The organism is Streptomyces sp. NPDC026575 (assembly GCF_055567415.1).
Genome location: NZ_JBVHQM010000018.1, coordinates 107,344 through 120,689, shown reverse-complemented (window position 1 = coordinate 120,689; position 13,346 = coordinate 107,344). Strand labels below are relative to the sequence as shown.

Genomic DNA, 13,346 nt, shown 5'->3' with positions numbered 1-13,346 from the left:
TCGGTCTGCGTGGGCCTCGGGCTGCCGCGGGGGAGTCGGCCGCGCGGGGCGTCGCGCAGGGCGAAAGGGCGTGGGGCGGCCGTCAGGAGGGCGTACGGGCGGCCGCCAGCAGGCGGTGGGTGTCGCCGGGGCGGAGCATCAGCGCACTGCCGACCGTGGTGAGCGCCTCGCGTTCGGCGGGGGTGTAGGAGCCGTCGGCGAGGGCGATCCGGGCGCCCTGCAGGAGCAGCGATTCGCGGCCGGCGCGGGCGAGGTGCGGGGCGAGCGGCTCCAGGGACTCATGGAGCTCTATGGCCAGCGCGGTGCCGCAGGGGTCGAGGCCGTGGTGGCCGCAGTGGCCGCCGGTGAGCGCGGCGGAGGGCCTCGGGGGCAGGCCGGTGTCGGCGGCGAGGGCGGCGAGGAGGGTGAGCAGCTGGTCCTCGGAGCAGTCCGCGAAGCCGGCCGCGCGGACCGTGTCGACGGCGGTGGCCCGCACGGCGCGGGAGGACGTCCCGCCGGCGGCCAGCAGGGCGAGGGTGATGGTGTGGACGGCGTCCCTGAGCATCGCGGAGAACCGCACGGTGGTGGGGTGGTCCAGGGCGTCCAGGCCGAAGTGGCCGTGGCAGGCGGAGCACTCCAGAACGGGGCCGGTGGCGCCGCGGGAGAGCACCGGGACGCCGAGGACGGTCAGCCGGCGCTGGCCGGTCCGGCGCAGGTAGTTGCGGTCCCCGCCGCAGTCCGGGCAGAAGAACTCGCCGTCGGCGACGGTACGCCAGGACGTGCGCACGCCCATCACACACATCTTGTGCATCACGCCAGCCTCCATGCCGCTGCGGCCCCGTCGCCTATTGGACGTGATGTTAGCCACATCATTGATGCGGCGTCAGCACCTCGTATCGGACAACTGGCGGGACGGTGACGGGCTCCGCCCTTCCGGGGGAGAAGGGCGGAGCACCTTGACGCGGCCAGGAGCCGGGGCCGCGTCAGCCTCTGGAGGTCGGCGCCCCGAGCGCCTCGGTGACCTCGCGCGCCTGGTTGTCCAGGCCACGGGCGTTGGGGTGGATGAGGGTGCAGCTCTCACCGGAGCCGGGGATCTGGCGGCACGGGCCCGCGGGCGGGTCGGTCTGGTGACCGTCACCCGTGAGGTCGTCCTTGATCCCGTACATCCACTTCGCGTCCCCGCTCTCGCACACGCCATGGGCCGCGCTGGGGCCGTAGGTGTCGACATAGGCCGCGCCGTGGTCGGCGGCCTGCTTCTCCAGCAGGCCGTTGACGTCGTGTTCGAGCCCGTCCACCCAGGGCATGTCGCCCTTTCTGACGCTGCCGAGCTGGTTGAAGTGCCCGTACGCGCAGCCGGAGGGGTCCGCGACGACGGCCGGATAGCCGACGACGGCGATCCGCGCATGCGGCGCGGCCTCGCGGATCTTTGCCATCATCCGGTCGAAGTCGGCGTCGAGCCGGTCGAACCGCCCGCGCAGCCAGGCCGCCCCGCCACCGCCGTCGGAGTAGTAGTCGGCGCAGGGGCTGGGCTTCCACACCGGCGCGAAGGCGCCCAGTTCCAGGCACTTCGTCATGATGGGCCCGAAGCCGAGGGAGTTGCCGCCGATACTGACGGTGACGTAGTCGGTGTCGTCGGACAGCGCGTCGATCTGGGCGGGGACCTCGTCCCAGCCGCCCGGTGGCGGGGTCGTGGGCGGGCCGAGGACCTTGTCGGTGGGCTGGGGCCGAAGGACCCCGTCGACGATCTCGGCCGCCCCGCAGGTGACGTCGGTCAGTTCGTAGCCGAGCCGCTCGGCGACCTGGTGGGGGTAGTTGCGGTAGGAGCGGCCGCAGCCGTCGCTGTCGTCCCAGGGGCGGACGAACGACCCCGCGCTGTAGGAGTCGCCGAGCGCGACATAGGTGGGACGGTCGGCCGCGGCGGCCGGCGTCCCGGCCGGGGTGAGGCAGGAGCCCACCACCGCGAGGGCCGCGGCCCCGGCCAGGGCCAGCCGGGCGACGACGGGCATACCTAATCTGCTCATGCGCACGTCCTTGGTGTCCGCGCCGCGGCCGGTCCGACGGGCGCACCACCGAACGTACCGGGAAACTACGCAGAGTAACCGAGGCGGATTTTCAAACCCCACCTTCAGGTGGCCCGGGTGCACGACGGCGCCCCCGCGGCTCGGGGCGAGCCATGGCGGCGCCGGGGTGATCTGTGCAGGTCAGCGGGCCGCGCGGTTGACCGCGGAGACGACCGCCTTCAGCGAGGCGCGCGTGGTGTTCGGGTCGATGCCGATGCCCCACAGCACCTTGTCGCCGATCGCGCACTCGATGTACGAGGCGGCCTGCGCGGAGGCGCCCTCGCTCATCGTGTGCTCCTGGTAGTCCAGCAGGCGTACGTCGACGCCGATGCCCTGCAGGGCGTCGAAGAACGCGGAGATCGGACCGTTGCCGGAGCCGGTCAGGACGGTGTCCTGGCCGTCGACGACCGCCTCGACCGTCAGCGCGTCGGTGCCGTCCCGGTCCGTCGTGGTCTGGCCGTTCTTGACCTGGATACGGCCCCAGGGGTTCTCGGGGTTGGGCAGGTACTCGTCCTGGAAGACGGACCAGATGGCGGCCGGGGTGACCTCGCCGCCCTCGGCGTCGGTCTTCTCCTGGATGATCCGGGAGAACTCGATCTGCATCCGGCGCGGCAGGTCCAGTTTGTGGTCGTTCTTCAGGACGTAGGCGATACCGCCCTTGCCGGACTGGGAGTTGACCCGGATGACGGCCTCGTAGGAGCGGCCGACGTCCTTGGGGTCGATGGGCAGGTACGGCACCGCCCACTCGATCTCGTCCACGGTCCTGCCGGCGGCGGCCGCCTCGGCCTCCATGGCGTCGAAGCCCTTCTTGATGGCGTCCTGGTGGGAGCCGGAGAAGGCGGTGTAGACCAGGTCGCCCGCGTAGGGGTGGCGCGGGTGGACCTCCATCTGGTTGCAGTACTCGCTGGTGCGGCGGATCTCGTCGATCTGCGAGAAGTCGATCTGCGGGTCGACGCCCTGGGAGAAGAGGTTCATGCCCAGCGTCACCAGGTCGACGTTGCCGGTGCGCTCGCCCTGGCCGAACAGGCAGCCCTCGATGCGGTCGGCGCCCGCCATGATCGCCAGCTCGGCGGCGGCCACGGCCGTACCGCGGTCGTTGTGGGGGTGGACGGACAGGCAGATGTGCTCGCGGCGGGAGAGGTTGCGCGACATCCACTCGAAGCGGTCGGCGTGCGTCGACGGCGTGGAACGCTCCACGGTGGCGGGCAGGTTGAGGATGATCTCGCGCCCCTCCTCCGGCTGCCAGACGTCCATGACGCCCTCGCAGACCTCCAGCGCGAAGTCCAGCTCGGTGTCGGTGAAGATCTCCGGCGAGTACTGGTAGCCGAAGACGGTCTCGTCGCCCAGCAGCTTGTCGGCGTACTCCATCACCAGCCGCGTACCGTCCACCGCGATCTGCTTGACCTGCTCCTTCGAACCGCGGAAGACCACCCGGCGGAAGGTCGGGGCGGTCGCGTTGTACAGGTGGACGGTGGCGCGGTGGGCCCCGCGCAGCGACTCCACGGTCCGCTCGATCAGCTCCTCGCGGGCCTGCGTCAGCACCGAGATGGTGACGTCCTCCGGGATGGCGCCCTCTTCGATGATGGAGCGCACGAACGCGAAGTCGGTCTCACCGGAGGACGGGAAGCCGACCTCGATCTCCTTGTAGCCCATGCGTACCAGCAGGTCGAACATCTCGCGCTTGCGGGCCGGCGACATCGGGTCGATCAGCGCCTGGTTGCCGTCGCGCAGATCGGTCGACAGCCAGCGGGGCGCGGCGGTGATCCGGTTGTCCGGCCAGGTGCGGTCGGGGATGTCGACGGCTTCGTAGGGGCCGTACTTGTGGATCGGCATCCCGGAGGGGCGCTGCAGTCGCGTGGCGTTGGTGACCGGGGTACGGCGGCCGACGGCGTTGGCTGCGGGGCTCGACGGATTCGTCATGGTGCGTAGGGCTCCTCGTGTGTCCGCTGGGGGGCCGACGGGGCGAAAGATCGCAACACCGAACTCCGCGGGGAGGGGGTCGGCCTACGACTACAGGCCCTCGCCGCGGCAGCTAAGGAGAAGCAGCCCGAAACGCATGATGCACAGCACCCTAGCTGAGGTACGCCCTGAGTGGCGGGTGCGTATCAGTATGCGGGACCGGGTCGGGCGTTACGGCCTAAATGCGACGAACCACACATATTAAGGAATCTCGACGGCGCCCAGTGACACGTGGACTACACAGTGCCACCGTTTGTCCATGGACCTCAACGAGACGAGCAAGAAGGCCGCCACCTCCACCCCCGTCTTCTGCACGATCATCCCGCCGCACATCCTCGACAACCTGGCGCGGTCCGAGGACCCGCGCCACTTCGAGCCCGCCCGCCGCACCCTGGAGCACGACGGCCAGCACCGCATCCAGCGCCGCGTCCGGGCCGCCGGGGCCGTCGCCCCTCAGGAGGCCCGGGCCGACGCCGACAAGCCGAACCGCACCATCTACGACGCCAGGCACCGCGAGGACCTGCCCGGCACCAAGGTGCACGCGGAGTCCGACAGCCCCTCCAAGGACGCCTCCGTCAACCGCGCCCACGCCGGCCTCGGCGCCACCTTCGAGCTCTACCTCAAGGTCTACGGCCGTAAGTCCATCGACGGCGCCGGCCTGCCGCTCGATGCCACCGTCCACTACGGCGAGAAGTACAACAACGCCTTCTGGGACGGCGAGCGGATGGTCTTCGGCGACGGCGACAACGACCTCTTCGTGGACTTCACCATCCCCGTCGACGTGATCGGCCACGAGCTCACCCACGGCGTCACCCAGTACACCGCCAACCTCGATTACCAGGGCCAGTCCGGCGCCCTCAACGAGTCCGTCTCCGATGTCTTCGGCGCCCTGATCAAGCAGTACGCCCTCGGCCAGACCGCCGACCAGGCCGACTGGCTGATCGGCGCCGACCTGCTCGGCCCGGGCGTCGACAAAGGCACGGCCCTGCGCTCCATGAAGGCCCCCGGAACGGCGTACGACGACAACATCCTCGGCAAGGACCCGCAGCCCGCCACCATGGCGGGCTATGTCGACACCGCCGGCGACAATGGCGGTGTCCACATCAACTCCGGCATCCCCAACCACGCGTTCTACCTGGTCGCCACCGCCCTGGGCGGCAAGGCATGGGAGCGCGCGGGCCAGGTCTGGTACGACGTGCTGACCGGCGGCGAGCTCGCCAAGGGCGCCCAGTTCGCCGACTTCGCCGCGCTGACCGTCGCCGCCGCCCGGGCCCGCTTCGGCGAGGGCAAGGAGCTCAAGGCGGTGCAGGAAGCCTGGGCCAAGGTCGGCGTCCCGACCTCGTAGGACCGGCATCCGGACGGGCGGGGGCGTCCGACAGGCGCTCCCGCCCCGCCCGCGATTACCGTGGCCCCAGGGGGTAGGAGCCCCTCGCAAGGCGTCCGACGACGTCGGAGGATTCCGTTATGCGCATTCATATCCACCGCACCGGCGGCTTCGCGGGCGTGGACCGCCGCGCCGAGGTCGACACCGCGGACCGCCCCGACGCGGCCGACTGGCACACCCTCGCCGAGCAGGCCGTGGCCACCGCCCACACCGAACCCCCCATCGGCGTCCCCGACGGCTTCAGCTACCAGATCACCGTCGACGGCAACACCGTCTACTGCTCCGATCCCCGCCTCACGGACGAGCAGCGGACGCTGATCACGCGGGTGATGAAGGAAGGGTCGTAGGGAGCGTCGCCGTGGGCGGCGCCTCGTCGGCCGTGGCGCCCCCGCGGGATTGCCCTCCCACCCCTGGGAATGCCCTCCCACCCCACCGCGTTCTGGCCCCGAAGGGGGCGCTCGCATCCCCTACGGCATCTGTTCGGCCGCCCCCTAGGGACCGCCGCCCCCGGGGACCACCCGCGCCAACTCCCCTCCCCCGCCCGCCCCTTGACACCGTTACCGGCGGTAAGGAGGATCCGGCCATGACTACGGTGCCGGTCTCCTCCGCCTCGCTGCCGCGCTTTCCCCGGGACTTCGTGTGGGGGGTGTCGACCTCCGCCGCGCAGATCGAGGGCGCGGTGGCCGAAGCGGGGCGGGGCCGCTCGTCCTGGGACGTGTTCGCGGCGCAGGCCGGGCGGATCAAGGACGGGTCGGACGCCCGGGTGGCCACCGACCACTACCACCGCTACCGCGAGGACGTGGCGCTGCTGCGCGGCCTCGGAGTCGGCGCGTACCGGTTCTCGGTGGCCTGGCCGCGGGTGGTGCCGGACGGCGTCGGCGCGGTCAACGCGGCCGGGCTGGACTTCTACGACCGGCTGGTGGACGAGCTGCTGGCGGCGGGCGTCGCCCCGGTGCCGACGCTGTTCCACTGGGACACGCCGCAGGCCCTGGAGGAGCGCGGCGGCTGGCTCGTACGGGAGACGGCCGGGCGCTTCGCGGCGTACGCGGACGCGGTGGCGGCGCGGCTCGGGGACCGGGTGGAGCGGTGGATCACGCTCAACGAGCCCGCCGAACTGACGCTGCTGGGCTACGGGCTGGGCCAGCACGCGCCGGGGCGGCGGCTGCTGTTCGAGGCGCTGCCGGCGGCGCACCATCAGCTGCTGGGGCACGGTCTGGCCGTACAGGCGCTGCGGGCCCGGGGAGCGGGCGGCATCGGCATCGCCAACTCTCACGGTCCGACCTGGGCGGCCTCGGAGGACGAGGCGGACACCTCGGCCGCGGAGCTCTACGACCTGCTGCTCAACCGGCTCTTCGCGGAGCCCCTGCTGCTGGGGCGGTATCCGGGTGCGGAGGGGGATCTGGCGGGGATGCTGCCGGGTCCGGTCGCCGAGGACCTGAAGATCATCGCGCAGCCGCTGGACTGGTACGGGATCAACTACTACCAGCCGACGTCGGTGGGCGCCCCGCGGGAGGCGGGCGGCGGCGGGCCGGCCGAGTTCGCCGGGATCGAGATACCGGCCGAACTCCCCTTCGCGCCCCGGGAGATCGAGGGCTACCCGCGGACCGACTTCGGCTGGCCGGTGGTGCCGGCGGCGCTGACCGAGCTGCTGGTGTCCTTCCGGGAGCGGTACGGGGACCGGCTGCCGCCCGTGGTCATCACCGAGAACGGCTGCTCGTACGAGGGGATCGAGGACGGCGAGCGGATCGCCTTCCTGGACGGGCATCTGCGGGCGCTGCACGCGGCCATGGCGGCCGGGGTGGACGTGCGGGGGTACTTCGTGTGGTCGCTGCTGGACAACTTCGAGTGGGCGGAGGGGTACGCGCGGCGCTTCGGGCTGGTGCATGTCGACTACGAGACGCTGACCCGCACGCCGAAGGCGTCGTACCACTGGTTGCGGGAGGTGCTGCGGGAGCAGGCCCGGCAGGACCGGGGATGAGCGAGGCGGCGGCTTCGGGGGCGCTCGCGGAGCCGTCGCAGCCGGTGGGGCGCGGCTGGTCCGCGTCGCTGTCGCTGGCGAACGGGGCCATCTGGGTCGGATGGTACGGGCCGCTGCAGATCCTGCTCGCCTGGCAGGCGGCCGAGCTGGCGCCGGCGGGCACGGCCAAGGAGTCGGTGCTGGCGTGGGTGACGGGGGCCGGGGCCGCGGTCTCGTTGGCCGCCAATCCGCTGTTCGGGGCGCTGTCGGACCGTACGACGTCGCGGTTCGGGCGGCGCACGCCGTGGATCGTCGCCGGGGTCGCGGGCGGGGCAGCGGCCCTGGTGCTGCTGGCGGGGGCCCGCAGCGTGCCGGCGATGGCGGTGGGGTGGTGCCTGGTGCAGCTCACCTTGAACGCGGCGTTCGCGGCGATCACCGCCGCGGTGCCCGACCGGGTGCCGCACCGGCAGCGGGGCGCGGTGGGCGGCTGGCTGGGGGCCGCGCAGATTCTGGGCGTGGTGGCCGGAACGGGGCTGGCGACGGCCGGCGGCGGGGTGGTCGGCGGGTATCTGGCCTGCGCCGGGTTCGCGGTGCTGGGGACGCTGCCGTATGTGCTGCTGCACCGGGATCCGGTGCTGCCGGCGGCGCGGCGGCCGGCGCTGACCTGGCGGGGGTTCCTCGGCGGGTTCTGGATCAGCCCGCGCCGCCATCCCGACCTGGGCTGGGCCTGGTTGACCCGGTTCCTGGTCAACCTCGGCAACGCGCTGGCGCTGCTGTACCTGCTGTACTACCTGCGGGATGTGCTGCGGCGGCCGGACCCGGGTGGCGGGGTGCTGGTGCTGACCGCCGTCAACGGCGTCACCCTGCTGGCCACGGTCGTGGTGGGCGGGATCTGGTCGGACCGGGCGGGGCGGCGGCAGCCGTTCGTGCTGTGGGCCGGGGTGATCATGGCGGTGGCCACCGGGCTGCTGGCCGTATGGCAGACCTGGCCGGGCGCGGTGTGCGCGGCGGCGCTGCTGGGCCTGGGGTTCGGCGTCTTCACGTCCGTCGACCTCGCGCTGATGACCGAGGTGCTGCCGGCCGCGGCGCACCGCGGCAAGGACCTCGGCATCATCAACATCGCCAACTCGCTTCCGCAGGTGGCCGCCCCGGCGCTGGCCGCGCCGATCGTCGGCCACCTCGGCGGCTACCGGGCGCTGTACGGCGTCGCGGCGGCGATCGGGCTGGTGGGGGCGCTGCTGGTGCGGCGGATCCGGGGCGTGGCGTAGGGGGTCCGGGAGGCCCTGCGGGGCCGGGCCGTCAGAAGCCCAGCTTGCGCAGCTGCTTGGGGTCGCGCTGCCAGTCCTTGGCCACCTTGACGTGCAGATCGAGGAAGACCGGCGTGCCCAGCAGCGCCTCGATGTGCTTGCGGGACTTGGTGCCGACCTCCTTCAGGCGCTTGCCCTTGGGGCCGATGATGATGCCCTTCTGGCTGGGGCGCTCGATGTAGACGTTGGCGTGGATGTCGAGCAGGGGCTTGTCGGCGGGGCGGTCCGCGCGCGGCAGCATCTCCTCGACGACCACCGCGATCGAGTGCGGCAGCTCGTCGCGTACGCCCTCCAGGGCGGCCTCGCGGATCAGCTCGGCGACCATGACCTGCTCGGGCTCGTCGGTGAGGTCGCCCTCCGGGTAGAGCGCGGGGCTCTCGGGGAGCAGCGGGACGAGAAGGTCGGCCAGCAGGGAGACCTGGGTGTCGCCCACCGCCGAGACCGGGATGATCTCGGCCCACTCGATGCCCAGCTCCTTGCCGAGCTGGTCGATCGCGATCAGCTGGGCGGCCAGCGCCTTGGAGTCGACCAGGTCGGTCTTGGTGACGATGGCGACCTTGGGGGTCTTCTTGATGTCGGCCAGCTCACCGGCGATATAGCGGTCGCCGGGGCCGATCTTCTGGTCGGCGGGCAGACAGAAGCCGATCACGTCGACCTCGGACCAGGTGGTGCGGACGATGTCGTTGAGGCGCTCGCCGAGCAGCGTGCGCGGCTTGTGCAGACCCGGTGTGTCGACGAGGACCAGCTGGGCGTCGGGGCGGTGCACGATGCCGCGCACCGTGTGGCGGGTGGTCTGCGGGCGGTTGGAGGTGATCGCCACCTTCGTCCCGACGAGAGCGTTCGTGAGGGTGGACTTGCCCGCGTTGGGGCGGCCGACGAAGCAGGCGAAGCCGGCGCGGTGCGCGGCGGAGGAGTCTGTACGAACGCTCATGGCGCCCATTCTCCCCGATCCACGGCGCCGCTCCGACCACGCCGGGCGATGATCAGTGCGGCGCGGGGCCGCGGCACGCGGCGGATGCGGGCGGGCTCTGCTGGACGGGCCCGCCCCGCGCGTCCCGCGGCCGGGGCCGGGCTAGGGCCTGTCCGATGGGTCCTACTCGCCCGCCGGGACCGCGAGGCGCAGGGTGCCGTCGGGGCCGGCGACCAGGACCGGCGTCCCGGGGCCGCCGAGGTCCCGTACGGCCGCACGGTCCGCGTCGGCGGCGCCCTCGGCGTCGGTGACCACGGCCGCGGCCTCCAGGGACGTCGCCCCGCTGGCGACGGCCATCGCGACGGCCGTCTGCAGCGCGCTGAGCTTGAGCGAGTCCAGGGCGACGGTGCCGGCGACGTAGGTGCGGCCGGTCTCGTCGCGTACGGCGGCGCCCTCGGGCACTCCGTTGCGCGCCCGTGCCGAGCGCGCGAGCGTGATGATCTTGCGGTCTTCGGGGTCCAGCGGTGCGGCTTCGGTCATACGGGCGAGCATATGCGCCGCCGCCCCGGCGGCCGTACGGGGATCACCCCGCCACCGGGTACCTCCCGCCTCCCCCACGCTCGACCAGGCGCGCGCGGGGGGAGCCCCGTCTGCCCTCCGGCGGGGTGAGCCACTCCAGCTTCGCCGCGGTGTCCGTCTCCGGGCGCGCGTTGTGCAGCACGATGTTCAGGTCCGGCCGGACCGGGATGCGCAGCTGGGTGGTCTCGAACAGCAGGGCGCCGACCAGCGGATGGTCCATCTCCTTGTGCAGCTGGCCGCCGTCCTGCACATCGCCGCGCGCCCACAGCTCGCGGAACTCCGCGCTGAGCGCGGAGGTTTCGCGGACGATCTCGTCGAAGCCCTCGTCGTCGGGGCGCGCCGAGCACGCGGCGCGGTACTGGGCGACGATCTGCGGCGCGTTCGCCTCCCAGCTGGCGGCCCGCGCGCGGTACACCGGGTCGGTGAAGAACGCGATCAGGCAGTTGCGGGAGACGCCGGGGCGGCCGTGGCCCATGACCAGGTGCGCCGCCTCGTTGTAGGCGATGGTGTTCCAGTACGGGTCCATGATGTGCGCCGGGAACGGCATCCAGGCGTCGATCAGCCGCTGCAGGCCCGCGCAGACATCCGTCATGCCCAGCTCCTCGGCGTCCTGCCGCAGCGGCGGGTTCAGCCCGGCCAGTACGTACAGATGCCGCCGCTCGGCGCCGCTGAGCCGCAGCACCCGGGCGACCGCGTCCAGCACCTGCGGGGAGACGGTGATGTCGCGGCCCTGCTCCAGCCACTGGTACCAGGACGCACCGACCCCGGCGAGGACGGCGACCTCCTCGCGGCGCAGTCCCGGCGTACGGCGGCGGCCGCCGTCGGGCAGGCCCGCCTCGGCCGGGGTGACCCGGGCGCGCCGGCTCATCAGGAAGTCGCGCAGGTCCTGGCGTCGGCGCGAGGTGTCGTGGGCGGCGGTGTTCGGGGCCACGTTTCTCCCCCTGTCGGCGTGGCTGGTGGTGCGGGCACCACGATAAGTTCCCGCTCCCACGGCGTGTTCCGGGCCCGCAGGCTCGTCGTATGCCGATAGCCGACACCCCTCCGGCGGCTTCGCGGACGCCGCGGCGCGGCCGAGGAGGAAGAAGGTGGTTGCCCCGGTACCCCCGTAGCCGGGGCAACCTGCGCTGCAAGATTTCTCTGACGATTTCTCTCACGCACGGCGGCCGCATTCCTGCGGCCGCTCGAAGATCCTTCCATGGCAGGCCGGGAAGAATCCAGCCCCATCGGAGATGACTTACAGAACATTTCTGGTGCACTGGAGATAAGTGCCCATGTGCAATTTTCTGCACCTGAGCGCCGTGTGCAATTTTCTGCACATCGACGGCGGAGAACACTCCCGAATTCTCCGGGGATTAGCCGGAGAGTTCCCCGGCCTCGCCCGCGACCTTGGCGCGGACCGGCTCGCAGACCACCGTGATGATCTTGTTGCGGCGGCCGGCCGGCGACTCGGCGGTCAGCCGGAGCGCGGTCAGCCCGGCATCGGCGTCGGCACCGGAGAGGTCCACCTCAGCGGTGGCGCCGGCGATCGGGACCCGGCCGAGGAGCTTGGCGAGCAGGCCGCCGACGGTCTCCACGTCCTCGTCGTCCAGCTCGGGCAGGCCGTAGAGCTCGCCGAGGTCGCCGATGTCCAGGCGGGCGGTGACGCGATAGCGGCCGTCGCCGAGATCCTCGACCGGCGGCAATTCCCGGTCGTATTCATCGGTGATCTCGCCGACGATCTCCTCAAGGATGTCCTCGATGGTCACGATCCCGGCGGTGCCGCCGTATTCGTCGATGACCACCGCGACATGATTGCGGTCCTGCTGCATTTCGCGCAGCAGATCACCGGCGTTCTTGGTGTCGGGGACGAAGACGGCGGGCCGCATGGCCGTGGAGACCAGCTCGGTCTCGGCGTCGCGGCTGATGTGGACCTTGCGGGCGAGGTCCTTGAGGTAGACCACGCCGACGATGTCGTCCTCGTTCTCGCCGGTCACCGGGATCCGGGAGAAGCCCGAGCGCAGGGCGAGGGTCAGCGCCTGGCGGATGGTCTTGAAGCGCTCGACGGCGACCAGGTCCGTACGCGGCACCATCACCTCGCGGACGAGGGTGTCGCCGAGCTGGAAGACGGAGTGCACCATCCGGCGCTCCTCGTCCTCGATCAGCGACTCCTTCTCGGCGAGGTCGACCAGGGAGCGCAGCTCCGCCTCCGAGGCGAACGGGCCCTTGCGGAAGCCCTTGCCGGGGGTCAGGGCGTTGCCGATGAGGATCAGCAGCTGCGGGATGGGGCCCATGATGCGGGCCAGCGGCAGCAGGACGTACGCGGCGGCCGTGGCGGTGTTCAGCGGATGCTGGCGGCCGATCGTCCGCGGCGAGACGCCGACGGCGACATAGGAGACCAGCACCATCACGCCGATGGCGACGGTCAGCGCCTGCCAGGTCTCCTCGAAGGAGCGCAGGCAGGCGTAGGTGACCAGGACGCCGGCGGCCATCTCGCAGCCGACCCGCACCAGCAGCGCCACATTGAGGTAGCGGGTGGGATCGGCGGCCACCTGGGCGAGCTTGGTGCTGCCGCGGCGCCCGGAGCGGACCGCCTCCTCGGCGCGGAAGCTGGTGGTACGGGCCAGGCCCGCCTCCGCGCAGGCGGCGAGCCAGGCGATCACGACGAGCAGGACCGCGACCGCGATCAGCTGGGTGGTCATCGCGGGCACCGTCAGGTGACGGTGGGGGCGGGAGAGGGGCCGGTCAGGCCCCGCTCGGCGCGCCAGCCATCGATGATCGCCGCCTGCAGACCGAACATCTCGGCCTTCTCGTCCGGCTCCTCGTGGTCGTAGCCGAGGAGATGGAGCACGCCGTGGACGGTCAGCAGCTGGAGCTCCTCGTCCATGCTGTGCCCGGTCGGCGCCTCCCCCCCCTGCTTCTTGGCGACCTCCGGGCACAGCACGATGTCACCGAGGAGCCCCTGCGGGGGCTCCTCGTCGTCCTTGGCCGGCGGACGCAGCTCGTCCATCGGGAAGGACATGACATCGGTCGGGCCCGGCAGGTCCATCCACTGAATGTGGAGCTGCTCCATGGCCTCGGCGTCCACCACGATGACGGACAGCTCGGACAGCGGGTGGATGCGCATCCGGGCGACGGCGTAGCGCGCGACGTCCAGGATGGCCTGCTCGTCGATGTCCGTACCGGACTCGTTGTTGACGTCGATGGACATGGGGGCGTTGCTTCTCACTTCTCG

At 71.9% G+C, this 13,346-nt stretch carries 12 protein-coding genes; 4 read left to right on the top strand and 8 right to left on the bottom strand.

The genetic code is table 11. The features are described 5' to 3' along the window. Nucleotides 1-82: 82 nt before the first annotated feature. The 3 genes from ACZ4NB_RS24735 to leuA form a co-directional block, all read right to left on the bottom strand. The gene (locus ACZ4NB_RS24735; RefSeq protein ID WP_467664891.1) at nt 83-790 is read right to left on the bottom strand and encodes a TerB family tellurite resistance protein; all 708 of its coding nucleotides are present in this window, start codon (nt 788-790) and stop codon (nt 83-85) included. Between the two features lie 172 nt (nt 791-962). Beyond that, a complete protein-coding gene (locus ACZ4NB_RS24730) occupies nt 963-2,000 on the bottom strand; it encodes an SGNH/GDSL hydrolase family protein (protein ID WP_467664786.1) in 1,038 nt (345 codons plus the stop codon). Nucleotides 2,001-2,180: 180 nt separating this feature from the next. Then, nucleotides 2,181-3,959 carry a 2-isopropylmalate synthase gene (leuA, locus tag ACZ4NB_RS24725; RefSeq protein ID WP_467664784.1) on the bottom strand — a complete coding sequence of 593 codons (1,779 nt, stop codon included), beginning with the start codon at nt 3,957-3,959 and terminating at the stop codon, nt 2,181-2,183. 298 nt (nt 3,960-4,257) lie between these two features. Here leuA and ACZ4NB_RS24720 point away from each other — a divergent pair, with 298 nt between their 5' ends. The 4 genes from ACZ4NB_RS24720 to ACZ4NB_RS24705 all read left to right on the top strand — a co-directional run bounded on the left by ACZ4NB_RS24720 (nt 4,258) and on the right by ACZ4NB_RS24705 (nt 8,607). Beyond that, on the top strand, nt 4,258-5,343 hold the full coding sequence (locus ACZ4NB_RS24720; RefSeq protein WP_467664782.1) for a M4 family metallopeptidase: 1,086 nt from the start codon (nt 4,258-4,260) through the stop codon (nt 5,341-5,343). Nucleotides 5,344-5,462: 119 nt separating this feature from the next. Next, nucleotides 5,463-5,729: a protealysin inhibitor emfourin gene (locus tag ACZ4NB_RS24715; RefSeq protein ID WP_467664780.1), complete on the top strand. Its 267-nt coding sequence runs from the start codon at nt 5,463-5,465 to the stop codon at nt 5,727-5,729. Nucleotides 5,730-5,965: 236 nt separating this feature from the next. After that, nucleotides 5,966-7,360, top strand: a complete 1,395-nt coding sequence (locus ACZ4NB_RS24710) for a GH1 family beta-glucosidase (RefSeq protein ID WP_467664778.1) — start codon at nt 5,966-5,968, stop codon at nt 7,358-7,360. After that, complete coding sequence (locus ACZ4NB_RS24705) at nt 7,357-8,607, top strand: MFS transporter (RefSeq protein ID WP_467664776.1); 1,251 nt, start codon at nt 7,357-7,359, stop codon at nt 8,605-8,607. Before ACZ4NB_RS24710 ends, ACZ4NB_RS24705 begins: the two co-directional genes overlap by 4 nt. A gap of 31 nt (nt 8,608-8,638) precedes the next feature. On the opposite strand, the gene era is transcribed toward ACZ4NB_RS24705, so the two are convergent. The 5 genes from era to ybeY all read right to left on the bottom strand — a co-directional run bounded on the left by era (nt 8,639) and on the right by ybeY (nt 13,322). After that, nucleotides 8,639-9,577 (bottom strand): GTPase Era, encoded by a 939-nt coding sequence (gene era, locus ACZ4NB_RS24700; protein WP_467664774.1) that lies wholly within the window; start codon nt 9,575-9,577, stop codon nt 8,639-8,641. 162 nt (nt 9,578-9,739) lie between these two features. Beyond that, entirely contained in the window at nt 9,740-10,096 is a 357-nt protein-coding gene (locus ACZ4NB_RS24695) for a cytidine deaminase (protein ID WP_467664772.1), read from the bottom strand. 43 nt (nt 10,097-10,139) lie between these two features. Further along, entirely contained in the window at nt 10,140-11,003 is an 864-nt protein-coding gene (locus tag ACZ4NB_RS24690) for a helix-turn-helix transcriptional regulator (protein ID WP_467664889.1), read from the bottom strand. Nucleotides 11,004-11,487: 484 nt separating this feature from the next. Further along, on the bottom strand, nt 11,488-12,813 hold the full coding sequence (locus ACZ4NB_RS24685) for a hemolysin family protein (RefSeq protein ID WP_467664770.1): 1,326 nt from the start codon (nt 12,811-12,813) through the stop codon (nt 11,488-11,490). Nucleotides 12,814-12,824: 11 nt separating this feature from the next. Then, nucleotides 12,825-13,322, bottom strand: a complete 498-nt coding sequence (ybeY, locus tag ACZ4NB_RS24680) for an rRNA maturation RNase YbeY (protein WP_467664768.1) — start codon at nt 13,320-13,322, stop codon at nt 12,825-12,827. Nucleotides 13,323-13,346: the final 24 nt, after the last annotated feature.